22 protein-coding genes are annotated in these 22,843 nt (G+C 67.5%); 11 read left to right on the plus strand and 11 right to left on the minus strand.

All coding sequences use genetic code 11. From position 1 onward, the window contains the following. Window positions 1-249: 249 nt before the first annotated feature. The 3 genes from ABD768_RS19840 to ABD768_RS19850 all read left to right on the plus strand — a co-directional run bounded on the left by ABD768_RS19840 (window position 250) and on the right by ABD768_RS19850 (window position 3,472). Window positions 250-2,148 carry a ricin-type beta-trefoil lectin domain protein gene (locus ABD768_RS19840; RefSeq protein WP_343964484.1) on the plus strand — a complete coding sequence of 633 codons (1,899 nt, stop codon included), beginning with the start codon at window positions 250-252 and terminating at the stop codon, window positions 2,146-2,148. 145 nt (window positions 2,149-2,293) lie between these two features. Then, on the plus strand, window positions 2,294-3,115 hold the full coding sequence (locus ABD768_RS19845) for a MerR family transcriptional regulator (protein WP_344842628.1): 822 nt from the start codon (window positions 2,294-2,296) through the stop codon (window positions 3,113-3,115). Between the two features lie 6 nt (window positions 3,116-3,121). After that, window positions 3,122-3,472, plus strand: a complete 351-nt coding sequence (locus ABD768_RS19850) for a VOC family protein (protein WP_344842630.1) — start codon at window positions 3,122-3,124, stop codon at window positions 3,470-3,472. A gap of 1 nt (window position 3,473) precedes the next feature. Here the strand turns inward: ABD768_RS19850 and ABD768_RS19855 are convergent, their stop codons facing one another. Next, window positions 3,474-4,247, minus strand: a complete 774-nt coding sequence (locus ABD768_RS19855) for an AlkZ-related protein (protein WP_344842633.1) — start codon at window positions 4,245-4,247, stop codon at window positions 3,474-3,476. A 157-nt stretch (window positions 4,248-4,404) separates the two neighbouring features. On the opposite strand from ABD768_RS19855, the gene ABD768_RS19860 reads away from it, so the two are divergent. Genes ABD768_RS19860 through ABD768_RS19880 form a run of 5 tightly spaced genes read left to right on the plus strand, consistent with a single transcriptional unit; the run spans window position 4,405 to window position 9,920 of the window. Beyond that, on the plus strand, window positions 4,405-5,703 hold the full coding sequence (locus tag ABD768_RS19860) for an ABC transporter substrate-binding protein (protein WP_344842636.1): 1,299 nt from the start codon (window positions 4,405-4,407) through the stop codon (window positions 5,701-5,703). Next, the gene (locus ABD768_RS19865) at window positions 5,700-6,653 is read left to right on the plus strand and encodes a carbohydrate ABC transporter permease (RefSeq protein ID WP_343964494.1); all 954 of its coding nucleotides are present in this window, start codon (window positions 5,700-5,702) and stop codon (window positions 6,651-6,653) included. Before ABD768_RS19860 ends, ABD768_RS19865 begins: the two co-directional genes overlap by 4 nt. Next, complete coding sequence (locus ABD768_RS19870) at window positions 6,650-7,501, plus strand: carbohydrate ABC transporter permease (RefSeq protein WP_344842639.1); 852 nt, start codon at window positions 6,650-6,652, stop codon at window positions 7,499-7,501. Before ABD768_RS19865 ends, ABD768_RS19870 begins: the two co-directional genes overlap by 4 nt. Further along, window positions 7,498-8,913 (plus strand): glycoside hydrolase family 1 protein, encoded by a 1,416-nt coding sequence (locus ABD768_RS19875; RefSeq protein WP_344842642.1) that lies wholly within the window; start codon window positions 7,498-7,500, stop codon window positions 8,911-8,913. Before ABD768_RS19870 ends, ABD768_RS19875 begins: the two co-directional genes overlap by 4 nt. Next, the gene (locus ABD768_RS19880; protein WP_343964500.1) at window positions 8,910-9,920 is read left to right on the plus strand and encodes a LacI family DNA-binding transcriptional regulator; all 1,011 of its coding nucleotides are present in this window, start codon (window positions 8,910-8,912) and stop codon (window positions 9,918-9,920) included. Before ABD768_RS19875 ends, ABD768_RS19880 begins: the two co-directional genes overlap by 4 nt. A gap of 11 nt (window positions 9,921-9,931) precedes the next feature. Here ABD768_RS19880 and ABD768_RS19885 read toward each other — a convergent pair whose 3' ends face one another. Then, window positions 9,932-10,366 carry a MarR family winged helix-turn-helix transcriptional regulator gene (locus tag ABD768_RS19885; protein ID WP_344842645.1) on the minus strand — a complete coding sequence of 145 codons (435 nt, stop codon included), beginning with the start codon at window positions 10,364-10,366 and terminating at the stop codon, window positions 9,932-9,934. A gap of 76 nt (window positions 10,367-10,442) precedes the next feature. On the opposite strand from ABD768_RS19885, the gene ABD768_RS19890 reads away from it, so the two are divergent. From ABD768_RS19890 to ABD768_RS19900, 3 genes are all read left to right on the plus strand, one after another. After that, window positions 10,443-11,042, plus strand: a complete 600-nt coding sequence (locus ABD768_RS19890) for a maleylpyruvate isomerase family mycothiol-dependent enzyme (RefSeq protein WP_344842648.1) — start codon at window positions 10,443-10,445, stop codon at window positions 11,040-11,042. Window positions 11,043-11,117: 75 nt separating this feature from the next. Next, window positions 11,118-11,771 carry a DedA family protein gene (locus ABD768_RS19895; protein WP_343964506.1) on the plus strand — a complete coding sequence of 218 codons (654 nt, stop codon included), beginning with the start codon at window positions 11,118-11,120 and terminating at the stop codon, window positions 11,769-11,771. 61 nt (window positions 11,772-11,832) lie between these two features. Continuing rightward, on the plus strand, window positions 11,833-12,447 hold the full coding sequence (locus ABD768_RS19900; RefSeq protein WP_344842651.1) for an NADPH-dependent FMN reductase: 615 nt from the start codon (window positions 11,833-11,835) through the stop codon (window positions 12,445-12,447). 281 nt (window positions 12,448-12,728) lie between these two features. Here ABD768_RS19900 and ABD768_RS19905 read toward each other — a convergent pair whose 3' ends face one another. The 9 genes from ABD768_RS19905 to ABD768_RS19945 all read right to left on the minus strand — a co-directional run bounded on the left by ABD768_RS19905 (window position 12,729) and on the right by ABD768_RS19945 (window position 22,842). Beyond that, window positions 12,729-15,233, minus strand: coding sequence for an ABC transporter permease (locus ABD768_RS19905; protein ID WP_344842654.1), 2,505 nt, complete (start codon window positions 15,231-15,233; stop codon window positions 12,729-12,731). Beyond that, a complete protein-coding gene (locus ABD768_RS19910; protein WP_344842657.1) occupies window positions 15,230-16,045 on the minus strand; it encodes an ABC transporter ATP-binding protein in 816 nt (271 codons plus the stop codon). Before ABD768_RS19910 ends, ABD768_RS19905 begins: the two co-directional genes overlap by 4 nt. 94 nt (window positions 16,046-16,139) lie before the next feature. Further along, window positions 16,140-17,294 (minus strand): hypothetical protein, encoded by a 1,155-nt coding sequence (locus ABD768_RS19915; RefSeq protein ID WP_344842660.1) that lies wholly within the window; start codon window positions 17,292-17,294, stop codon window positions 16,140-16,142. Further along, window positions 17,291-18,328 (minus strand): glycosyltransferase family protein, encoded by a 1,038-nt coding sequence (locus tag ABD768_RS19920; protein ID WP_344842663.1) that lies wholly within the window; start codon window positions 18,326-18,328, stop codon window positions 17,291-17,293. Before ABD768_RS19920 ends, ABD768_RS19915 begins: the two co-directional genes overlap by 4 nt. Then, window positions 18,325-19,215, minus strand: coding sequence for a phosphotransferase family protein (locus ABD768_RS19925; RefSeq protein WP_344842666.1), 891 nt, complete (start codon window positions 19,213-19,215; stop codon window positions 18,325-18,327). The genes ABD768_RS19920 and ABD768_RS19925 overlap by 4 nt, the downstream gene beginning before the upstream one ends. Beyond that, the gene (locus ABD768_RS19930; RefSeq protein WP_344842669.1) at window positions 19,212-20,162 is read right to left on the minus strand and encodes a Gfo/Idh/MocA family protein; all 951 of its coding nucleotides are present in this window, start codon (window positions 20,160-20,162) and stop codon (window positions 19,212-19,214) included. The genes ABD768_RS19925 and ABD768_RS19930 overlap by 4 nt, the downstream gene beginning before the upstream one ends. After that, window positions 20,152-21,414 (minus strand): ATP-grasp domain-containing protein, encoded by a 1,263-nt coding sequence (locus ABD768_RS19935; protein ID WP_344842672.1) that lies wholly within the window; start codon window positions 21,412-21,414, stop codon window positions 20,152-20,154. The genes ABD768_RS19930 and ABD768_RS19935 overlap by 11 nt, the downstream gene beginning before the upstream one ends. Further along, entirely contained in the window at window positions 21,411-21,665 is a 255-nt protein-coding gene (locus ABD768_RS19940) for an acyl carrier protein (RefSeq protein ID WP_344842674.1), read from the minus strand. Before ABD768_RS19940 ends, ABD768_RS19935 begins: the two co-directional genes overlap by 4 nt. A gap of 1 nt (window position 21,666) precedes the next feature. After that, window positions 21,667-22,842 (minus strand): radical SAM protein, encoded by a 1,176-nt coding sequence (locus ABD768_RS19945; protein ID WP_344842676.1) that lies wholly within the window; start codon window positions 22,840-22,842, stop codon window positions 21,667-21,669. Between the last annotated feature and the right edge of the window lies 1 nt (window position 22,843).

Consider the following 22,843-nt stretch of genomic DNA (forward strand, 5'->3'; position numbering starts at 1 on the left):
CCGTTGGGGGGCGGTGGGGCGGACTGTCGCGAGACAGGGTTTCGCTGGGTGGCAGCTTGCTGTGAGAACGCTCTCAGGTCAAGACCACACATAAATATAAGACGTGAAAAAAGTGAGGCCGTGACGTTGACACAGTCATTCACCGATGGTTATCTCAAGCTGACCACCAGTTGCGGCGCGGGCAGACGCCGGTACCTCGGGGTCCTACCCACCCCTGAGAAAGCCCTTGAGCAAAAGGGAGATCCGCCCATGTCTCCGAACTGGACCCTCCGTCTCGGCGGTCGTCGCCGGCGTGTGCTGCCGGCGCTCGCCGGGCTCGCGGCCCTGTCCGTGATCGCGACCGGAATCGGCATCAGCAATCCAGAGCCCGCGCACGCCGCCGGCGAGCAGGTCAACGTCTACCTGACCACCACCAACGACTCGGCCGGCCAGAACGTGACCCGGGGGCTGCAGCAGCAGACGCCGGTCAACTTCGGCCCGGCCGGCGGCACGGCCAACCAGACGATCACGGTCAACGAGAACACGACGTACCAGTCCTGGGAGGGCGGCGGCGCGTCCTTCGCCGACAGCTCCGCGTGGCTGCTGAACAGCAGCAACACGATCTCGGCGGCGACCCGCAACCAGGTGATGAAGGACCTGTTCGACCCGGTCAACGGGATCGGCCTGTCGTTCGTCCGCAACCCGATGGGCGCCTCCGACCTGGCCCGGTTCAACTACTCCTACGACGACACCTGCTGCAACCTGAACGACTTCACCATCAACCACGACCTGGCCGACGTGGTGCCGCTGACCAAGCAGGCCAAGCAGCTCAACCCGAACCTCAAGGTGATGGGCTCGCCGTGGAGCGCGCCGGCCTGGATGAAGGACAACAACGACTTCGTCCACCGCGGCTGGCTGAAGGCCGAGTACTACCCGATGTACGCCCAGTACTTCGTCAAGTACATCCAGCAGAACGAGGCCCAGGGCAACCACATCGACTACGTCACGGTGCAGAACGAGCCGACCTGCTGCGGCAGCGACAGCACCGGCTACGCGTCGATGAACTGGAACGGCTCGGGCCTGCTCGAGTTCACCAAGAACCACCTGTTCCCGGCGCTGCACGCGGCCGGGCTGTCCACCAAGGTGATGGTGCTCGACTACAACTGGGGCAACTACAACGACCTCGGCTCGGTACCGCTGGCCGACGCAACGCTGCGCAACGACCCGAACTTCGGCGGTATCGCCTGGCACGGGTACGGCGGTGACGTGAACCTGCAGACCCAGATCCATAACCAGTACCCGAACGTGCCCGCCTACATGACCGAGCACTCGGGTGGTACCTGGATCCCGAACCAGCAGGTCGAGGACATGAACAACCTGATCGACTACACCCGCAACTGGGACAAGTCGTGGGTGAAGTGGGGCATCGCGCTGGACGAGAACCACCTGCCGTTCGTCGGCTCCGGCTGCAACGTCTGCACCGGCCTGGTGACCGTGCACCGCAACGACGGCCAGGCCGGCCAGGTCACCAAGACCGTCGAGTACTACACGATGGGTCACCTGACCAAGTTCGTGAAGCCGGGCGCGCTGCGGATCGACTCGACCGCGAACGCCTCGGTCAAGAACGTCGCCTGGAAGAACCCCGACGGCTCGAAGTCGCTGATCGCCTTCAACACCACCGGCGGCAACCAGTCGGTCCGGGTGAACTGGGGCAGCCAGTCCTTCACCTACACCCTGCCGACCAAGACCTCGGCGACCTTCACCTGGTCCGGCACCCAGGGTGGCGGCGGTACGGGCGGCCAGATCACCGGCCTCGCCGGCAAGTGCATCGACGTGGCCGGCGCGAACACCGCGGACGGTACTCCGGTCAACCTGTACGACTGCAACGGCAGCGCTGCCCAGCAGTGGAGCCGGCCTGGTGACGGCACCCTCCGTGCACTCGGCAAGTGCCTGGACGTGTCGGGCGGTTCGGTCGCCAACGGAGCGCAGACACAGCTCTGGACCTGCAACGGCAGCGGCGCCCAGCAATGGAACTACGCGAACAACGACCTGACGAACCCCCAGGCGAACAAGTGCCTGGACGTCACCGGCAACAACTCCGCCAACGGGACCCGATTGCAGATCTGGTCCTGTACCGGAGCCGCGAACCAGAAGTGGACCATCTCCTAGCCGGTAGGCACTGACACCGGCCAGACCGAACGCGGTGTCCGCACGGGGACACCTGCAGCACGACCGCCACCGCGCCCCCGGTGGCGGTCGAGTTGCGTTCTGGGGTGCTTGACTCTCCGGTAGGCGGAGGGTGGAGGGTTGCCTCATGACGGCGTCAGTGACGATTGGTGAGTTCTCCAGGCTCACGCATCTCAGCGTGAAGACCCTGCATCACTACCACGAGATCGGCCTGCTGGCGCCGGCGCGGATCGACCCGTCGTCGGGCTACCGCCGGTACGAGACGGCGCAGGTCCCGGTGGCCCAGCTGATCCGGCGGCTGCGCGACCTGCAGATGCCGCTGGCTCAGGTACGGGCGGTGGTCGAGGCGCCCGACGTCCAGACCCGCGACCAGACGTTGCGGCTGCATCTGGATCAGATGGAGCGCGAGTTGGCGCAGACGCGGGACGTGGTCGCGTCACTGCGGTCGATGCTGACGCTGCCGGTTGGTGAGTTGACGGTCGAGTACCGGTTCATGCCGGCCTTCCGGGCGTACGCGGTGACCGACCGCGTCGACCGGGACTCGATCGACGACTGGTGCTCGGAGACCTTTGGGTTGCTGGGCGAGATCGCCGGCCGGTACGGGATCGACGCGACCGCGGGAGCGACGTACGGGGACGAGTTCTTCACTGACGACGTCGGTGAGGTGGTCGGGTTCCTGCCGGTCGCGCCCGATCAGCCGGCGCTCGAGCGGGTCTCGCTGGTCGACCTGCCGGCGAGCTACTTCGCGATCACCCGGCACGACGGACCGTACGCCGACTTCGACCGCACCTACGGCGCGCTCGGCAGCCATGTCGCGGAGTACTGCGAGGTGGCGCCCGGGCCGATCCGTGAGCTGTACCTGACCGGGCCCGGCGACGGTGCCGCGGCCAGTGATTTCCGTACCGAGATCTGCTGGCCGATCCAGCGGATCCCCACTCCGAAAGGCTGAACCAGGATGTCCATCACTCTCGAACACGTCGTCTTCGACTGCAAGAACGCCGCCGAACTGGCCGCCTTCTGGGCCGGCGTGCTGAACTCCTCAGTCGATGCTGAGGGCAACGAATTCTTCGCCACCGTGAACAAGGAGGCCGACGGCCCGGCGCTGATGTTCATCCAGGTGCCCGAGGAGCGGGCCGGCAAGAACCGCCTGCACCTCGACTTGTCCACCACCGGCTGGGCCGAGGAGATCGACCGGATCGTCGGCCTGGGCGCCAAGCGGGTCGGCGAGTTCGACGAGTACGGCGCCCACTGGGTGACCCTCGCCGACCCCGAAGGCAACGTCTTCGACCTCGCCGAGCAGAAGTGAGCTAGCTGAGTGGTTGGTACCTGCGGCCGTCTGTCGTTGCTTGGGCTTGGTCGACCAGGTCGTTGAGTAGGGCTCGGGCTTTGGGGGTTGGCCAGCGGAAGGCTCGAGCCAGGTCGACCGGGGCTGCTTCGAGCATGGTGTCGAGGTAATGGCGGGCTGCTTCGTGGTGGTCCTGGCGGCCGCCTACATCGAACTGTTCGCAGGTGAGGGTGAGGAGGGCGGCGGGCCAGCCGTTGCTTTGTTCTTCGATGCCGGCGGTGGTGACCAGCAGGTTCTTCTGCAGCTCGCCGACGGCGCGTTGGTACTTGTTCTTGTCGCCGAGCAGGGCGCGGAGGGTGGCGCTGGAGAGTGGTTCGGCGGCCAGGGCCTCGGCTAGCTCGTGGGCCGCGGGTGAGAGCTCCAGGTGCTGGTGGTCGTCCAGCTCGCCCTCGCCTGGGTAGAGGGCGGCGAGCAGGCTGGGGGAGAGGAAGGAGCCTCGGCCGCCGAGGAAGGCGCCGTACCAGGCGAGGCCGCGGCGGGGGAGCTCGTCCTTCCAGCTCCAGACCTTCTGCTCGTTGTCGTTCATGCCGCCGGCGAAGGGCTCCTCGTCCTCGCCCGCGACGGCCTCCCACAGGGACGGGCCGATCGGTTTGGCGGCGGGGAAGAGCAGGGCGAAGCCGACGTCGTCGACGAACTTCCCGGCGCGGCCGACCGAGCCGACCCGGCGTCCGCGCACCCACCACCGCTCGCCACGGGCCGCTGCCAGCAGGTCGTCGGGCTGTCCGGTCGAAGTCATCGTGCGCGCCATCCGGACAGTCAATCATCGGCCACCGACAGTTCGGACTCGATTTGGGAACGCTCCCATTGAGCTATTGACAGTGGCCTACGTCACCTCGATGCTCTTGGGAGCGCTCCCAGATGGAGCGCCCTGAGTACCTAGGAGGGGTCAGGCGATGAGCCAGACGAAGCGGTTCCTGGCGGTCACGGTGGCTGCCGTGACGGCCATGGGCATGGTCGGGGCATGCAGCAAGAACACGAACGACGCGAAGCCGGCAGCAGACGGCCAGGTCAATCTCGTGGTCGACACGTTCGGGGATTTCGGCTACAAGGCGCTGGTCGCGCAGTACCAGACCGACCACCCGAACGTGAAGGTCGAGCTGCGCAGTGTGCAGAAGCTCGACGACTACAAGCCCAAGCTCACCCAGTACCTCGCGGCGGGGACCGGGGCCGGGGACGTGGTGGCGCTCGAGGAGGGCATTCTCAACGAGTTCAAGACCCAGCCGCAGAACTTCGTCAACCTGCTCGATCAGGGCGCGGCCGACCTGCAGCCGAACTTCCTGCCGTGGAAGTGGGGCCTGGGCAGGGTCGGCGCCGACGGGCCGCTGATCGGGCTCGGTACCGACGTCGGTGGTCTGGCGGTCTGCTACCGCAAGGACCTGTTCGCGAAGGCGAAGCTGCCGACCGACCGGGAGGCGGTGTCGAAGCTGTGGCCGACCTGGGACGAATTCATCACTACCGGCAAGAAGTTCACCGCGGCCAACACCGGTGCCAAGGGCTTCGTCGACTCGGTCACGACCAGCTTCAGCGCGATGTTGTCGCAGGCCGGCGACACCAACTTCTACGACCGTGACAACAAGTTGATCGCGGACTCCAACCCGGTCGTGCGGCAGGCCTGGGACACCTCGATGAAGATGGTGTCGGAGGGGGTCAGCGCCAAGATCGCCACCTGGTCGAAGGACTGGGAGGCGGGCTTCAAGAACGGCAGCTTCGCGGTCACCATGTGCCCGTCGTGGATGCTCGGGATCATCAAGACCAACTCCGGCGCCGCGAACGCCGGCAAGTGGGACGTGGCCGCGGTGCCTGGTGGTGGCGGCAACTGGGGCGGCTCGTGGCTGGCCGTGCCCACCCAGAGCAAGCACCCCAAGGAGGCCTACGAACTGGCCAAGTTCCTGACCAGCCCCGAGGGTCAGGTCGCCGCCTTCAAGGAGGCGGGCCCGCTGCCGTCGTCGCCCAAGGCGCTGGACGACCCCGCGTTCCTGGCGCTGACGAACGACTACTTCTCCAAGGCGCCGGTCGGCAAGATCTTCGGTGAGGGCGCCAAGTCGCTGAAGCCGGTCGTCCTCGGCCCGAAGCACCAGGCCGTCAAGGAGCGGGCCTTCGAGCCGGCCATGCAGGCGGTCGAACAGGGCAAGCTCACCCCCGACAAGGCTTGGCAGCAAGCGCTGAAGAGCGCTGTCAAAGAGGCGAAGTGACCTCTTCCGGCGTCATCCGGTCGTCGGCGGCAGCGCGTGCCGCCGACGGCCGGGTTTCCTGGCGCTCCCGGCTGACCCGCGCGGACATGAAGTTCGCGCCGTACGTCTTCATTGCGCCGTTCTTCGTCCTGTTCGGTGTCTTCGGGGCGTTCCCGCTGGTCTACACCGGCTGGGTCTCGCTGCACGACTGGCACCTGATCGGTGACCACACCTTCGTCTGGTTCGACAACTACACCGCGCTGTTCTCGGATCCGGACTTCTGGAACGCGCTGAAGAACACGGTCGGCATCTTCGTGCTGGCGACCGTCCCGCAACTGCTGATGGCGCTGTCGGTGGCCAATCTGCTGAACCGCAAGATCCGCGCGCGCACCTTCTTCCGGATGGGGGTGCTGATCCCGAACGTCACCTCGGTGGCGGCGGTCGGCATCGTCTTCGGCCAGCTGTTCGCCCGCGACGTCGGCCTGGTCAACTACGTCATCACCGCGTTCGGCCTGGACGCGGTGGACTGGCAGGCCAACTGGTGGTCCAGCTGGATCGCGATCGCCGTGATGGTCGACTGGCGCTGGACCGGCTACAACACACTGATCCTGCTCGGCGCGATGCAGGCGATCCCCAAGGACCTGTACGAGTCGGCCTCCCTGGACGGGGCCAAGCCCCGGCAGCAGTTCTGGCGGATCACCGTGCCGTTGCTGCGCCCGACGCTCGTGTTCACCGTCATCATCTCCACGATCGGCGGTCTGCAGTTGTTCACCGAGCCGGTGATCTTCGGCAACGGCAGGATGCTCGGCGGCACCCTCGGGCAGTTCCAGACGGTCACCATGTACATGTACGAGACGGCGTTCCAGCGCTTCCAGTACGGGTACGGCGCGGCCATCGCGTGGTCGCTGTTCGGGCTGATCGTGGTGTTCTCGCTGATCAACCTGCTGATCGTCCGGCGGGCCGCGCGGTGAGCGCGCTGAAAGCCGCCTCGGCCCGGCTGTGGCGCACCAGCCCGGCGACGTACCTGGCGCTGGTCGTCGCGTGCGCGTTGTCGCTGTTCCCGATCTACTGGATGGCCGTCGTGGCCACCCGGTCCAACGACGTGATCAACGACGTACCGCCGCCACTGCTCCCCGGCGGTGAGCTCGCCGCGAACGTCGGCCGGGTGTTCGCCAACGAGCACGCGGCCTTCGCCTACGGCCTGGTGAACTCGGTCGTGGTCTCCAGCGTGGTGACCGTCTCGGTGGTCTTCTTCTCCACCCTGGCCGGCTTCGCGTTCGCGAAACTGCGGTTCCGCGGCCGCAACGGCCTGCTGCTGGTGATCGTGGGCACGATGATGGTGCCGGTCCAGCTCGGCCTGATCCCGCTCTACATGCTGATGGTGAAGATCGGCTGGAACGGTCACCTGCAGGCGGTGATCGTGCCGTTCCTGGTGAGTGGTTTCGGCGTCTTCATGATGCGTCAGTACGCCGCCGAGGCGATCTCCGACGAGTTGGTGGAAGCCGCCCGGGTGGACGGCTGCTCGACCTTCCGGATCTACTGGAACGTCGTGCTGCCCGTACTACGGCCCGCCGCGGCCGTACTCGGTCTGCTGACCTTCATGCAGACCTGGAACGAGTTCATCTGGCCGTACGCCGTCCTCGACGCGAACACCCCGACCGTCCAGTTGTCGCTCAGCCTGCTGGCGACGGCCTACTACACCGACTACGCGCAGGTCTTCGCGGCGACGGCGCTGGCTACGCTGCCCCTGTTCGCGGTCTTCGTCCTGTTCGGCCGCCAGATCATCGGCGGCATCATGGAAGGTTCGATCAAGTCGTGACAACTGACAGCCAGACCGAGGCCGGTACCGGACTGGAGTTCCCCACCGGGTTCCTGTTCGGCGCCGCCACCGCCGCCTACCAGGTGGAGGGCGCGGCGACCGCCGACGGGCGTGGTCCCTCGATCTGGGACACCTTCTCGCACACGCCCGGCCGGGTGCTGGGCGGCGAGACCGGCGACGTCGCGATCGACCACTACCACCGGTACCGCGACGACGTCGCTTTGATGGCTGACCTCGGCCTGCAGGCCTACCGCTTCTCGATCGCCTGGCCGAGGGTCCAGTCGAGCGGTCGCGGCGCACTCAACCAGGCGGGCGTCGACTTCTACTCGCGGCTGGTCGACGAGCTGCTCGCCGCCGGTATCGAGCCATGGCCGACCCTGTACCACTGGGATCTGCCGCAGCCGCTGGAGGACGCAGGCGGCTGGCCCGAGCGGGACACGGCGGAGCGGTTCGCGGACTACGCGGGCGCGATCGCCGCGGCACTGGGCGATCGGGTCCGGCAGTGGACGACGCTGAACGAACCCTGGTGTTCGGCCTTCCTGGGCTACGGCTCGGGCGTGCACGCACCGGGTCGTGAGGATTCTGCTGCGGCTGTTCGCGCCGGGCATCACCTGATGCTCGGGCACGGCCTGGCCGCCGGCCTGCTCCGGTCCGCCGGGCATCAGGTCGGCGTGACCATCAACTTGTACGAGGTCGTACCGGCCAGTGAGCGGGCGATCGACCTGGACGCGGCCCGGCGGATCGACGGACTGCAGAACCGCTTCTTCCTCGACCCGGTCCTGCGCGGGTCCTATCCGGCGGACGTGATCGCGGATCTCGCGCCGGTGACCGACTTCGCGCACGTACGGGACGGGGACCTGGCCGTCATCTCCACCCCACTCGACGTCCTGGGCGTGAACTACTACACCCGGCATGTGGTGACAGGCGAGCCGACCGGCGGCGACGACGGTCATGGTGGAGGGGGCGGCGCCGGCGCGTCGCCCTGGCCCGGTAGCGAGGACGTGGGGTTCGTGAAGGGCGACTTGCCGGTCACCGCGATGGGATGGGAGATCCATGCCGAGGGGCTCACCGGTGTTCTCGAGCGGGTCGCGCGGGAGTATCCGCCGGTGCCGCTGTACGTCACCGAGAACGGCGCGGCCTTCGCGGACGTACCGGATGCGGATGGTCTGGTCCGTGATCCCGACCGGATCGGCTACCTGGACGGCCACCTGCGGGCCTGTCGGGCGGCGATCGACGCGGGAGTCCCGTTGCGCGGCTACTTCTGCTGGTCGCTGTTCGACAACTTCGAGTGGTCCTGGGGGTACTCGCGGCGTTTCGGCCTGGTCCATGTCGACTACGAGACGCAGACACGGACACCGAAGAGCAGCGCTTATTGGTACGGCGATCTGATCCGAGGCAGGCTAGCGGTATGACCGAACCCCGTCCCACCATCGAAACCGTCGCGGCAAGGGCGGGGGTGGGGCGGGGTACCGCTTCGCGAGTGGTGAACGGATCCTCCCAGGTCAGCCCGGCGGCCCGCGCGGCCGTGCTGAAGGCGATCGACGAGCTGGGCTATGTGCCGAACCGGGCGGCTCGCAATCTGGTCACCCGGCGGACCGACTGCGTGGCCCTGGTGATCTCCGAACCGGGCGAGCGGCTCTTCACCGAGCCGTACTTCGCCGGCATCGTCCGCGGGATCAGTTCGGCGATGGCCCAGACCCAGCTGCAGTTGTGGTTGTCGATGGTGCAGAGCGCGACCGAGCGCGAGCGGGCCGGCCGCTTCCTGACCAGGGAGCACGTCGACGGGGTGCTGATGCTCTCGCAGCACGCGGACGATCCCCTGCCGGCCCAGGTCCGGGCCGGCGGACTGCCGTTGGTGCTGTGCGGGCGGCCACTGGCCGGGCCGGACAACCGTCCGGTCGGGGACATTCCCTTCGTTGACGCCGACAACGCGACCGGCGGGCGGCAGGCAGCGCAGTACCTGGTGGATCAGGGCCGGAAACGAGTCGCGTGCATCGCAGGTCCGCAGGACATGTCCGCCGGGGTAGCGCGACTGCTGGGGTTCCGCCAGGTCATCGGCGAGGACCTGGTCGAGTACGGGGACTTCAGTGAGGAGAGCGGCGCGAAGGCGATGGTGGCGCTGCTGGACCGGGCGCCCGGGCTGGATGCTGTTTTCGCGGCATCGGACCCGATGGCCTTCGGGGCGATGCGGGTGCTGAAGGCGGCCGGCCGGCGGATTCCGGAGGATGTGGCCGTGATCGGGTTCGACGGCTCGCCTGGTGGCCGGCACTCCGACCCGCCGCTCACCTCCGTGTTCCAGCCGACCGAGGAGATGGGGCGCGAGATGACCCGGCTACTGCTGGCTCAGTTGAGCGGTGAGCAGCCTGCCGAGACTCAGATCATCGTCGAGACCAGGCTGGAGCTTCGCGGCAGCGCCTGAGTCCTGCTGGATCAGGCGTAGGGATCGGTGACCTCACGGAGTTTGGTCAGGGCACGGCGGAGCTGGGTGGCTTGGGTGGTGCCCAGGTGGGCGGTCCACTCGGCCTCGATGTCGGCGATCTCGGCGGCGGCGATGGGGATCGTCCGGGCGCCGTACTCGGTGATCTGGACGAGGCGGGCGCGGGCGTCGCTCGGATCGGGGACGCGGCGGACGTAGCCCGCCTTCTCGAGTTGGTCGACCAGGAAGCCGGCGGTCTGCTTGGTGACCTGGGCCTGGTCGGCGAGGTCGGTCAGCCGGGTGCCGTTCGCGCCGATTCGCTGGAACACTCGGGCTTGGGCGGGCGTGATGTCGAAGCCGGCCGCGGCCAGTCGCGCGAAGACGCGGTTCTCCAGGCAGCGGTACGGGATGAACAGCAGCAGTCCGAGGTTCGGGTCGTCGTCCGGCACCCGGCCATCTTGACCGATGGTCAGAGAGGCTGTCTAATTTGGTCAGAGAGGCTGACTAGTTCCACTGGGGTGCGTGATGGAGACCGAAGAGATCTGGCGGTACGTCGATGCCGAGCGCGCGGCGTTGGCCGACCTGCTCGCCGGGCTGACCGAGGCCGAGTGGTCGACGCCGTCGGTCTGTCCGGGCTGGACGGTCCGCGACGTCGCGGCGCATGTGATCTCGTCGCCGCAGGCCCGGGTGCGGCCGGTGATGGGCGGGATGGTTCGGGCGCGGGGCGACTTCAATCGATTCGTGTTCGAGGAGGCGCGGCGGGCGGGGGCGAAGTACTCGGGGGAGGAGATCGTTGCGCAGTACCGGCGGTTTGCCGGATCGCGTCAGCGGCCGCTCGGTACGACGGTTGTCGATCCGCTGCTCGATGTGCTGATCCATACCCAGGACATCGTGCTGCCGCTCGGGCGCCGGCATGAGATGCCGGTCGAGGCGGCGGTCGTGGCGGCCGATCGGATCTGGGCCAAGTCGTTTCCGTTCAAGGCCCGCAAGCGGTTGAGTGGCTTCAGATTGGTTGCCTCTGACATCGAGTGGTCGGTGGGTGCGGGGGCTGAGGTACGCGGGCCGATCGCCGGGTTGCTGCTGTTGCTCAGCGGGCGTGAGTCGGCGCTGCTTCCGCGTCGTTGAGTGGGGTTTTGCCGGCTGGGTACGTTGGGAGGGCCGAGGAAATGACCCCATGACCCCGACGAACCAGGTGTGACGATGAGCGCGCTCGCGCAGACGACGCAGGAGCCGACCGGTGTGGCCGGTTGGGCGATCGACCTGATGGAGAAGCTGGGTGCTCCGGGCGCCGGGCTGGCGGTGGCGCTGGAGAACCTGTTCCCGCCGTTGCCGAGCGAGGTGATCCTGCCGCTGGCGGGGTTCGCGGCCAATCGGGGTGATCTCGGGTTGATCAGCGCGATCTTGTTCACGACGCTCGGGTCGGTGGTGGGTGCGCTCGCGCTGTACGGCGTGGGCGGCGTGCTCGGGCGGGAGCGGACGCGCGGGCTGGCGGCGCGGCTGCCGTTGGTCAAGCTCGAGGACGTCGACAAGGCGGAGGAGTGGTTCGACCGGCATGGCGCCAAGGCGGTCCTGATCGGGCGGTTGGTGCCGGTGGTACGGAGTCTGATCTCCGTGCCGGCCGGTGTCGAGCGGATGACCGTGCCGTTGTTCCTCGCGCTGACGGCGCTGGGGAGTGCGGTGTGGAACACGGCGCTGATCGTCGCGGGGTATGCGCTGGGTGAGAAGTGGCATGTCGTGGAGTCGTCGGTGGGGGTGCTGCAGTACGTCGTACTGGCGGGTGCGGTGGCCGCGGTGACCTGGTTCGTGGTTGTCAAGGTGAGGGCGAATCGTTCACCAGCTGAGAAAGTCAAGTAGCCAGCTCGACTTTGGTTAGGCTCGAGATCTCACTGCCGAACCTCCCAGGAGTTGGGTCCCGATGCCCTCAACCGTCTTCGAGCCGCGGATCGTGCCGGATCCGCCGGTCTGGCCGCAATCCGTCGTCACCGTGGTGGGGAATCCGAAAGCCGGGTCCCGGACGGCGGCGGCTGCCGCGTCGGTGGCCGAGTTGCTTGCTTCTGAGCTCGGTACGCCGTACCGGATCGACGAGCTGGTCGATCTCGTCACGTTCGCGCCGGCGATCTTCCAGGGGGAGAGCGCGGCCGAGGCGGATCGGGAGGCGTTGGACAGTGCGATCGAGCTGGTGTCGTCGGCTTCGGTGATCGTGCTGGCTACGCCTGTTTACAAGGGGAGTTACACGGGGTTGCTGAAGAGCTTCCTCGACGTGCTGCCGCATCTGGCGCTGGCTGGCTCGGTCGTCGTACCGGTCACTGTGTCGGCTGCTCCCAGTCACAAGCTGCTTGCTGACCTGCATTTGCGTCCGGTCCTCGCCGAGCTCGGTGCGAGCGTGCCGACTCCGCCGGTCGCGCTGGAGGAGAAGGACTTTGAAGACCTCCAGCTCCCGGTCTCAGTCTGGCTCCGTCGTCACGCTGGTCTGGTGCAGGCAACCACAATCGCTCTCCAGCCAGTCGCCGAACCAACCCCCGCCAAGTAACTCACCCAATCCGCCCCGCGCCCGCCGCGCCCCCCGCGCCCGCCGCGCCCGCCGCGCGCGCCGCGCCTGCCGCGCGGAAGATGCGGCGCGAGGCTGCGGCGGCTCTGCCCATTTCGGGGGTTAACCCCTCAGTTGGTGGGTTGCCCTACGTGGTTCTGAGGGGGCAACCCACCATCTCAGGGGTTAACCCCTCAAATGGTGGGTGGGTGGGTGGGGAGGGGACTGGGGCCCCGGACGGGGGGTCCGGGGTCCCAGTTCCTGGCCGAGGGGGACGCGTGGGGTCAGTCGGCGCGTGCGGCGGCCTCGGCAGGTCTGGTGGAGAGGGACTTTGTGGCGGGGATGAGGGTGGAGAGCATCGTCAGGACGAAGGCGATTCCGATGATGATCAGGTAGATCCAGATGGGGCCTGAGGGGGTTGCGCTGGTGGAGACTGCTGAGGCGTAGGGGAGGAGGGTGGCCAGGGCTACCAGGGTGCCTAGGACTATGCCGGAGAGGGCTACGAGGATGCCTTCTGTGGTGAGCATTCTGAGGACTTGGCCTCGGGTGGAGCCGGTGAGGCGTTGGAGGCCGAACTCGCGGCGGCGGCGGACTGTGGCGGACGCCAGGGTGTTGACTACCGAGACTGCGGTGTAGGCGATGAGCATGCCGACCAGGAGATAGTTGATCCAGGCTTGGGTTTTGAGGTCTTCGTTGTTGCCGGCGATGAGAGCGTCGCGGTCGGCTACCTGTACGCCGGGAGTCGCGGCGGCGAGTTCGGCCAGGGCGGGTGCGATCGACGCGCCGGGCTCGGCGCGGACGAGGATCTGCGGGGCCAGGCGATCGGTGGTGTGGGCGGCGACCAGGTCGGCGGGGAGGACGATGCTTTCGTAGCCGCGTTCGGCCGCGAAGGTGGCTACTACCTTCAGCTCCACCGGGGTGCCGTCGCCGAGGGTCATCTTGATCGACGTACCGACCGGACGCTGGATCTTGGTGGCGACCGCGTCGGGGAGCGCGACCGTGTTGCCGGTCAGGCCCTCGAGGGAGCCGGTGGTCAGGCGTACCGGCGCAGTACCGTCCGAGCCCTGGGGCGAGATGCCCTGCAGGAGTGCGCCGTCTTCGTCGAACGGCGCGTTCCGCGGCTCGTCGATGACGCCGAGGCTGGTGACGTAGGCGGACGCGCTCGCCACCCCCTTCAGCGCCTGGACCTGGGGGAGAAGCGACGGCGAGAGACCCGAGGCGGTCGAGACGAGTACTGCGTCGGCGCGCAGGTCCTTGGTGAACGCCTTCGAGGCCGCGTCGACGTTGGTGGTCTGCATGTAGATGTTGGCGGTGGCGATCCCGACGGCCAGCATGACCGGCATCACCGCGGCCGACATGGCGACGGATCGCGCCGTCACGTTGAGGATCGCGAGCCGTCCGTTGACCCGGCTCACCGCGTACAACGGCCAGCGGAGGATGCCGAGGATCAGCTTGGTGACCAGCGGGCCGAGCACTGCCAGACCGATCGCCCAGCACAGCACCGCGGGACCTGCAGTCGCGCCGGCCAGCGGCCCGCTCATCACGGCTCCCGTCACGATCATCAGCGCGAGACCGCCGCCGACGAAGAGCAGGCCGATCACGAGTCGCACCCAGCTGAACCACTTGGTCTGCAGCGAGGACTCGACCAGCGCCTCGACCGGCCGGATCTTGGCTGACCGCCGCGACGCCATGAACGCCGCACCGACAGCCGCCAGTACTGCGGCTCCCGCACCGGCAGCGAACGGGATCAGCCCCTGGTAGAAGGTCACGTCAGGCGACGCCACCCCGTTCTTCGAGAGCTGATCGAAGAGGAAGCGCCCGAGCAACGCGCCGGGGATCACACCAGCCAGTACTGCGGGCAGCGACACCAGCATCGCCTCACCCAGGATCATCCGCCGGACCTGGCCAGGCGTCGTCCCGATGCTGCGTAGCAACGCGAACTCGCGCTGCCGGTGCTGGGCGGCCAGGGCCAGCGTCGAGGCGACGACGAACATCATCGTCATCGTCGCGATGCCACCGAACGAGCCGGCCACCGAGATCAGCACGACCTTCTTGACGGCCGCGTCCGGGTGCTCGACCTGGCCACGATCGAGACCGATCAGCGCGGACACGTCGGCGGTCTTCTCGATCTGCTTCCGCAGTGCCTTCAGGTCGGTGCCAGGGGCAACGAGTACGCCGAGGGAGGAGAACTTCCCGGGTTGGCCGGCGAGACGGCTGGCGTCCTGGTCGGAGAAGAAGGTGTTGCCGGCCGGGCCGGCGGCGATTCCGTCGACGGTGAAGGCGGTTCGCCGGCCACCGACCAGCAGGTTCACCTTGCCACCGAGCTTCGCGTGGAGGTCCCGCGCGGTCGTTGCGTCCAGGACGACTCCGCCGGGGCGAGGCGCAGTACCGGAGGTGAGGGTGAAGGGGGCGAGGGCCGCGGCTGACCAGTCGTGGCCTTCGCCCTTGCTGAAGCCCTGGCCCTGGGGGACCGGGGCGGGGAAGGTCTGGTCGCCGATGACGTCGGTGACGCCTTGCAGGGAACGGATCTTGGCGGCGACCGAGTCGTCGATGCCGACCTGTTCGGTCAGGTGGGTGACATCTTCCTTGCCCGGACGGAGGTGGGTGAGCTTGCCGGTGACGACGATCGGCGCTGCGGCGAGGCGCTCGGGTGCGACGTTGGAGCGGATGCCGGTCTCCATCAGGCCACCGCAGGCGAGCACGATGGCGGTGCCGAAGATGACGGCGACGAAGGTGGCGATGAAGCCGCTCTTGCGATAGCGCAGGGTGCGGACGGCCAGGCGCATCATCGTCCGACTCCGGCTGCTTCGTGCGCCGCACGGGCTGCTTGGGCGGCGCGGGCCGCGCGGGCGCCGAGGTGGGTGAGGCGGTCTGCTACCTGCTCGGCGGTCGGTGAGACCAGGCTGCCGGCCAGTACGCCGTCGGCGAGGAAGACCACCTGGTCGGCGTACGAGGCCGCGACCGGGTCGTGGGTGACCATGACGACGGTCTGGCCCTGGGTGCGGACGGGCTCGCGGAGCAGGTCGAGGACGTCGGCGGCGGTCTGGGTGTCCAGAGCGCCGGTCGGCTCGTCGGCGAAGATCACCGCGGGCCGGGCGACCAGGGCGCGGGCGATGGCGACGCGCTGCTGCTGGCCGCCGGACAGTTCGCCCGGGCGGCTCTTGTGCTTGCCGCTGAGGCCTACCCGGTCCAGTACCTCGCGGACGGCGGCCTTGTTGGTACGGCGGCCGTCGAGCTCCTGCGGCAGCGTGACGTTTTGCCAGACCGTCAGGGCCGGCAGCAGGTTGAACGACTGGAAGACGAAGCCGATCCGCTCCCGGCGCAGCTCGGTGAGCTGCCGCTCGTTCAGGCCGGCCAGCGGTACGTCGTCGATCGCGACCGTACCGGCGGTCGGCCGGTCGAGTCCCGCAGCGCAGTGCAGGAAGGTGCTCTTGCCCGAGCCCGACGGCCCCATCACGGCGGTGAAGGTGCCCCGCGCGAAGCTGATCGTGACACCGTCCAGCGCGGTGACGGCATTGCCGCCCTTGCCATAGACCCGGCGTACGTCCTGCAGCACGACCGAGTGGTTCGATCTGGTGAGTGCTTCCTTGTTACGCCTCATGACTGACCCCTTGTAGCTGTCCCGACTGACGAGAACGACGCTACGGAGAGCCAGACGCGCTCCCCAGGGAGTTGGGCAGCCTCTGGGGGTAGTGCTAGGTCCCCTCTTCGTGGAGGAGGTAGTCGCGGATGCCGGCCCGCACTTGGTGGACCAGCGGCTCGGTCCAGTCGGTGCCGTCGGCACTGAAGTGGCCAGTGAGTACGCCATCCGTCCTGGTGCGGACGCGGATCGCCAGAGCGTCCGCTAGCCCAGTGTCCTTGGGGCCGGCGGCTGTGGCGACCTCTGCTTTGACCGTGCCGAAGGTGAAGCCGGTGGGCCATTGCTGGGGGACGTACTCGAAGAACGGGGTGCGCTGGGGGTCTTGGATCGTCGCGTAGATCGCTGAGGCGGGGTAGCGGGCGTAGCGGCTGCAACCGACTACGGCGTCCCGTACTGCCGGTACGTCGGCTGCTAGCGAGCCGGTGACGCGGGGGATGGCCAAATAGGAGGGGACGATGCAGGGGCCGAGTAGGTGCTGCCAGGCTGGGCGGTCGCGCTTGCCGAAGAGGGTGGTGAACGCCAGGGTGTCGCCGGGGCCGACGTGGGGGTCCATGCCGTGGGCAAGTGCGGCCAGGTAGGTGACGAGGGGTGTGCTCCGGTGCTGCTTGGTCAGTGCGTCGACGGCGGCAACCTCTTGCGCGCTGAGCAGGTCGTCACGGTAGGCCAGCGGATCGCCGGTTGAGGAGGGTTGCGGTGAGACCTTGGTATCGCGGATCTTCGAGTGCCACCAGGCGGCGGCTTCTTTGCTGGTACGGCGTACCTGGTCTGCCTCTGCTGTTGTGTAGTCGGTGTACTGGGCGGGCGGTGGTAGCTCTTGGCCGGTGTAGAGGGCTGCTAGCTCGGTGACTGTCTCCCAGAGGGTTACTGGGTCGGAGACCATGTGGTGGAGGTGCAGTGCGAGCTGGTTGCCGGCTAGGCGCAGTCTGATCGGGCGGGCGATGTCTACCGGGGCGTGCGAGCTGACCTCGTCGACCAGCTCCAGCGACGAGCGGGGCTCGGGGTGGATCAGTTGGAGCCGGTCGCTGCTGACCTCTGTGCGCAGTACCTCGTGGCGCTGCTGTAGCCGGTGGAAAGCCGTAGCTAGCCGGTCGGCGTCCAGTCTGTCGTCCAGCGTCAGCACTGTGTTCATCGTGAACCAGGGCCCCTTGGCGAAGCCCGGACGCTTCTCATCCATCTCCAGGGCGAACGTCTGCCACAAAGAAGTCTTCATAGGAGGGCCTGCGAGTAGTCGGGGACGTCCGCAGCGACCAGTGCTTTGTGCAGGTCCTCCAGTACCTCCACAGCGAACCCCTTCTGCTGCCACCGCTCGAACGAGATGCCGAAGCCCAGCTCGATCCACAGGTCGGCATTGCGCTGCTCATGTGGGCCGAACGGCTCCAGCAGGACTGTCGGTGTCGCGGACCACAGCGAGTCGAGCAGTGTGCCTCCACCGGGCTTGCTCACTGTGGCGAGCGCTTGGCGGCACAGGTCGAAGGAGCCGTGGTGCCCGGACCGCTGGTGGAAGGTGGTCGGCCGCCCTGCTACTACCTGACCGAAGGGCGGATAGCCGTCGTCGAGCCACGGGTGCCACTCCGGGTCGATCATGAAGTAGCGCACGCCCTTGGTGGAGAGGTCCCGGTCCTCGTACGCGACCACGTCCAGCTCGAAGCCTGCCTGGAGTAGGTCATCGGCTCGCTCGCGGTAGGTGCCCATGCCCCAGCCACCGCCGTGCACGAGGAGGCGCTGTTCCCTCTCCCGCCAAGGCACAGCGGCGTCGCGGCTGACTGGGATGCTGCAGGGAATAGTCAGGTTGTCGGCGTCTGCGAGCCAGATGTGCCGCACCGGCAGGGATGTCGGGCCGGCCTTGTCGAAGGATGGCGATTGGACCGAGTCGACATGGCACACGTCCACGGGGACTTCGCCGTACTGGGCGATGTACCGCTCGACCAGTGGGAGCCAGAAGCCGGAGAAGACCACGAAGCGGGTCACGCGCCGCGCATGCCAGTCGTCGAGGAGTGCGGTGACAGCTGCCTCCTCGGTGGCGACTGAGGCATCGCGGGCGAGCTTCTGACCGGCCAGGGCGATCCGGAAGTCGCGGTGGAAGGCCTGCTTGGAGCGGGCCGTGGTGGCGAGCGTCTCGGGCGGCATCAGGCGCTCCAGCACGGAGACGTTCGCAGCCTGGCCTTGTTCGGCGAGGCGGTCTGCGAGGAGCAGGCCCGGAACGTGGACGCCCAGTGCTACGCCCGAGGTGAGGATCTCGATCACAGGCGGTCCAGGTCCTTGTTCAGGTGCCGAAGGATCAGATTCACCATCGCTTCGCGGTCCGGACCCTCGTAGCCGCGGGGCGTCCCCTCGACCAGCATGATCAGGTAGAGATAGACCCGGTAAAGAACGAGAGTCTCGCCCAACTCGAGCTCGCCGTACCCGGCCAGCAGGTCGGCATCAGGTGCGGAGCGGAACAAGGTGAGCGAGGCGAACTCGGCGACCGGATCACCCCAGAACGCGCGCTCCCCGTCGATCAGCCCGGTGATCCGCCCGTCCTCGACCAGGATGTTGCCGTCCCACAGGTCGAAGTGGATCAATCGCGGAGTCTGTACCTCGTCCAGCAGGTCGAGCCGGCTGAGGACGAGTTGCCGGAGCTGCTCGGCCGGCCGCGGCAGCTCCACGGCGAACCGGCTGGCATCGGCCAGGACGTCGTCGACCATCGACAGGAACGCCCCGCTCCAGGTGGCGACCAGCCCCTTCTGCGGATACCCGAAGGCCGAGCCGGTCACTTCGTGGAGAGTCGACACGATCCCGCCCAGCTCACGCTGGAGAACGGCCCGCTCATCGTCGGGAACGCCCTGCATCGTCGTACCGGGGAGTGCCGTCATCAGTAGGTAGTCGTCGCCGCTGTGGATGACCTCGGGTACCGGCGCCTTGCCGCGGGCCGCTTGGTAGAAGAGGGCTTCGGTGTGGATCAGGTCGTGCTCATGGCTCAGCACCGGCGCGTCCGGGTCGGGGGAGACCTTCAGGATCAGGTCGGAGCCGATCCGGTAGACGGTGTTGTACGTACCCTCGGTCAGCTCGGTGACCTCGCCGCTGGGGTCGACGCCGGCTTCCTCCAGGATCTGGGTGATGGCCGGGCGGTCGAGTTCGCGCTTGTTGCTCATCGGTTGTCCTTGCGGCGGCGGGCGTCGGAGTAGATCTCGTCCATCAACGTGATCCGCGGGGTGGCCGCGTCCAGGTCGTCGGTCAGGCTGTCGAGGATTCGGGTGAGTTGGCGTTCGTAGTACGAGATCGCCGGGAAGCCGATCACCTGGCGGTCGCCGTCGGTGGGGGTGACGATCAGGTTGAGCGGCACCGCCCCGGCGACCGGGCGGAGGAAGTTCCTCAGCTTGACCGTGGCGCGTTCGAAGGTGAAGACATGGTCCGAGATGTGCTGCTCGCCGACGTCGGCGGTCAGCGTCGCCTCGACACCGGTTGCCCAGCGCAACGAAGCCTCGAACGAACGGTCGACGCCGTTGGGTCCGTCGAAGTCCGACCTGCCCTCGGCAGCGACTGGGTCCAGCCCGATCGTCGCCTGGACAGCCTGTAGCCAGTAGCTCGCGGCGTCGTAGAAGATGCCGCCGCCGAGCTCCGGCCGATCGCGATACCCACCGGGAGCCGGTACTGCGAACCTGACGGTCGTCTCCGCCTTGACCAACGGCCCGTAGGGCTCGCCGTGAACGAAGTCGTGAACCGTCTGCTGCCACGGGTGATCCGCGGTCGCGACGGCCTCGAAGACCTTCACGTCCGTGGCGGCGAAGGACAGCTCGGCCAGCTCCTCGGCGGTGAGGCAGAGCGGCTTCTCGACGATCACGTGCTTGCCGGCGACCGCCGCCCGGACGGCCCAGCGGTGGTGGGCGGAGTTGTGCAGCGAGATGTAGACGGCGTCGATCGCCGGGTCGGCGAGCAGCGCTGCATAGTTCTCGTGCACGACCGGGATCTCGTGCCGGCCGGCGTATTCCTTGGCGCGGACGGGATCGCTCGCGGCGACTGCTCTGACGCCGGCACCCTGCGCCAGCAGAGTACGTTCGGCGATCCCGGTGGCTCCGATCAAGCCGATCTCAAGCGGCATCGGTCATCCCTCGTGGTGTCAGGCCGGCCGAGATCACTTCGGTCAGCAGGCGTTGCCGCCAACGGTGGATCTCACCGGCGGCGCAGAAGATGGCGACGTGGACCCGCCCGCCGGGGGACGCCAGGGTGCTCCCGTTGAGCACCGTGACGCCTGGCTGTGCGGTTCCGGCGTACCGGATGGGGGCGAAGGCCCGGGTCAGGTCTTCGATGGTCTCGCCGGCGGCGAGGTTGAGTTCGAGTTGCCAGAGGTGGCCGGTGAGGCCGTGCTCCCTGGCCTGGCGGTCGAGGCGGATCGCCAGCAGGCCGAGTGATTGCCTGGCGTTGATCTCGAGGACGGGGATCACGGTGCCGTCGTCGAGCAGCATCGAGTCGACGCCGACCGGTCCCCAGTAGCCGGCCTCGGTGAGGGCGGGGATGACTTCGCTGACGGTTTCGGCGTACCAGCCCTGGTCGATCAGTGACGGGGTCGCGGGGCTGGAGCCGAAGTGGCGGAAGCCGCGATTCGTCATCTGCTGGATGCCGAGGAACTCCCAGCTGCCGTTCTGGTCGAGGTGGAAGTGGCCGGAGAAGTCGTGCTGTTTGGGGAGCTTCTCCTGTACGACGAGCTCGATCCGCAGGCCGTTGCCGACCTGCTTGCGGAGGACTCGCTCGATCGCCTTGAGGATGCCGGGGGAGCTCGCTTCGAGCAGTGCCCGGCCGGAGACGCCGTACGGATCCTTGATCAAGGCCTTGAAATCAAGGGAAGTGACGGCGTCGACCAATTCGTCGGTACTGCGAACCACCCGGCCGGCACCGGGCAGTCCCAGTCGCCGGACCAGCTCGTCGGACCAGGTTTTCGAGTTGACCTGGGCAACCACATCCGGTGCCGGCAGCAACTGTTCCGCGAGGGTCCAGGTCTCCGGCAGGACGGCGTACGGCGCGATGGTGGCGCCGCGGATCCGGCTCATGATCGCCTGGTCGGCCAGGACGTGGCGCTCGATCGGGCCGGGGCCGGGTTCGCCGAGCGCCAGGTGATCGAAGTGCAATCCCATGGCTGCAAGGCCTTCGCGTACCGCCGCCGACATCGGGCGCCGGGTGATCAGCAGGTCGCCGGGGTCGCAGAAGCCGGCCAGTAGCTCGTCCATCGCGTCGACGGCTGGGTCGCTGGCGCTGGTACCGATCGCCGGGAGGGCGGCCAGGTCCGTCGGGCGCCATCTTGACTCGGCGTCGAACGTGCCCAGCCGCACCACCCGGTTCACGAGATGACTGCTCATCGAACTGGGGCCGCCAGGTTGGCGACGAAGGTACTGAACTGGCGGACCGAGCGCAGATCGTCCAGCTGGAGGTTCGGGTAGTCGAGCTCGAGGTCGAACTCGTCCTCGATCGCCAGCAGGAAGGTGATGGTCTGCAGCGAGTCCAGGCCGTACTGCTCGACGAGGTCCGCCTCGGGGCCGATCTCCCCGGCCGTGATGCCGTTGTCGAGGACCCTGGCCAGGACGTTCTTGACGCGTTCTTCGATCTCCACCTCAGACTCCGTTCAGATAAAGGAGAATGCACTTCGAGCAGACCGGCATCATGCCGTTCTCGGACATGATCCGGCGGACCTCCTTGAAGGACTGGCTCTGCCACAGGTCGTTCACCGACTGGTCGTACAGGTTGCCGACCACGAACTCCGGGAAGAACTTGCAGGAGCTGACGGCGCCGTCGGCGTGGACCTCCATCCGGTTCGACACCGCGAGGCACTTGCTGCGGTGCTGGGCCGGGCGGGACGTACCGAGGATGAAGTCGTCGACCTCGTCGTCCTCGAGCTGCGGCTGATAGCGGAGGCGGACGTTCCAGGCCCGGGAGGCCAGGCGGGCCATCGAGTCCTTCAAGGCCGGCAGCTCTTCCTCGGGCAGCTGGTAGGTGTACGAGTGCCAGGTGGGCTTCTTGGTGTCGGTGCTGGGGTTCAGCCAGGAGAAGGTCTTCTCGTACAGCTCGTCCATCGAGTTGGCGACCGATGGGCTGATGTACCAGGGGAACTGGAAGTAGACGGTGTTCACGCCGAGCTCCTCGGCCCACTCCATGAACTCGTACATCTTGTGCACGGTGACGTGGCTGACCATGCAGGACAGCGACAGCTCGCCGTCCCATTCGCCCTTGCGCTTGAGGTCCAGCATCAGCTGGATGTTCTCCATCGTGCGCTTGAAGGTGCCGCGGCCGCGCAGCGCCTCGTGGTCCTCGCCGAGGCCGTCCAGGCTGACCAGCAGGTTGAGGTTCTCACCGATCTTCAGCAGGTCGTCGAGCTTGCGCTTGAAGAGCAGGCCGTTGGTGCACATGTTGACGGTGCGCGGGTACTTCACCAGGAGGTCCGCAACCTGGTCGAACTTGGTGTGCATGAGCGGCTCGCCGCCCCAGAGGAAGAGCTTGGAGCGGACGGGGGCGGTGGTACGGAGTACGTCCTCGATCACCTCGAGGTCCAGCTCGGTCTTCTGCTTCTGGATGCTGAAGTCGCGGAAGAAGCCTTGCTCGTTCCACTGGTAGCAGTGGGTGCAGCGCAGGTTGCAGCGGTAGGTCAGTTGGAGGCTGACCTCCTGCGGCAGGGGTGCGGCGTAGCTGGGGTCGAGCAGGAGGTTCTTGCGGGCCTTGGAACGGATGGACACAGTGTGCTTGATGTCCGCGAATTCCTTGGTGTTCAGCGTTCGCGTCGTAGTGGGGCGCATA

The sequence above is a fragment of the Kribbella ginsengisoli genome (assembly GCF_039537185.1).
In the GTDB taxonomy this organism is placed as follows: Bacteria; Actinomycetota; Actinomycetes; order Propionibacteriales; family Kribbellaceae; genus Kribbella; species Kribbella koreensis.

What these genes read in the sequence shown, in the direction of transcription:
- ABD768_RS19840 (WP_343964484.1), top strand. Translation starts at nt 250, where the DNA reads ATGTCTCCGAACTGGACCCTCCGTCTCGGCGGTCGTCGCCGGCGTGTG.
- ABD768_RS19845 (WP_344842628.1), top strand. Translation starts at nt 2,294, where the DNA reads ATGACGGCGTCAGTGACGATTGGTGAGTTCTCCAGGCTCACGCATCTC.
- ABD768_RS19850 (WP_344842630.1), top strand. Translation starts at nt 3,122, where the DNA reads ATGTCCATCACTCTCGAACACGTCGTCTTCGACTGCAAGAACGCCGCC.
- ABD768_RS19855 (WP_344842633.1), bottom strand. Translation starts at nt 4,247, where the DNA reads ATGACTTCGACCGGACAGCCCGACGACCTGCTGGCAGCGGCCCGTGGC.
- ABD768_RS19860 (WP_344842636.1), top strand. Translation starts at nt 4,405, where the DNA reads ATGAGCCAGACGAAGCGGTTCCTGGCGGTCACGGTGGCTGCCGTGACG.
- ABD768_RS19880 (WP_343964500.1), top strand. Translation starts at nt 8,910, where the DNA reads ATGACCGAACCCCGTCCCACCATCGAAACCGTCGCGGCAAGGGCGGGG.
- ABD768_RS19890 (WP_344842648.1), top strand. Translation starts at nt 10,443, where the DNA reads ATGGAGACCGAAGAGATCTGGCGGTACGTCGATGCCGAGCGCGCGGCG.
- ABD768_RS19895 (WP_343964506.1), top strand. Translation starts at nt 11,118, where the DNA reads ATGAGCGCGCTCGCGCAGACGACGCAGGAGCCGACCGGTGTGGCCGGT.
- ABD768_RS19900 (WP_344842651.1), top strand. Translation starts at nt 11,833, where the DNA reads ATGCCCTCAACCGTCTTCGAGCCGCGGATCGTGCCGGATCCGCCGGTC.
- ABD768_RS19905 (WP_344842654.1), bottom strand. Translation starts at nt 15,233, where the DNA reads ATGATGCGCCTGGCCGTCCGCACCCTGCGCTATCGCAAGAGCGGCTTC.
- ABD768_RS19910 (WP_344842657.1), bottom strand. Translation starts at nt 16,045, where the DNA reads ATGAGGCGTAACAAGGAAGCACTCACCAGATCGAACCACTCGGTCGTG.
- ABD768_RS19915 (WP_344842660.1), bottom strand. Translation starts at nt 17,294, where the DNA reads ATGAAGACTTCTTTGTGGCAGACGTTCGCCCTGGAGATGGATGAGAAG.
- ABD768_RS19925 (WP_344842666.1), bottom strand. Translation starts at nt 19,215, where the DNA reads ATGAGCAACAAGCGCGAACTCGACCGCCCGGCCATCACCCAGATCCTG.
- ABD768_RS19930 (WP_344842669.1), bottom strand. Translation starts at nt 20,162, where the DNA reads ATGCCGCTTGAGATCGGCTTGATCGGAGCCACCGGGATCGCCGAACGT.
- ABD768_RS19935 (WP_344842672.1), bottom strand. Translation starts at nt 21,414, where the DNA reads ATGAGCAGTCATCTCGTGAACCGGGTGGTGCGGCTGGGCACGTTCGAC.
- ABD768_RS19945 (WP_344842676.1), bottom strand. Translation starts at nt 22,842, where the DNA reads ATGCGCCCCACTACGACGCGAACGCTGAACACCAAGGAATTCGCGGAC.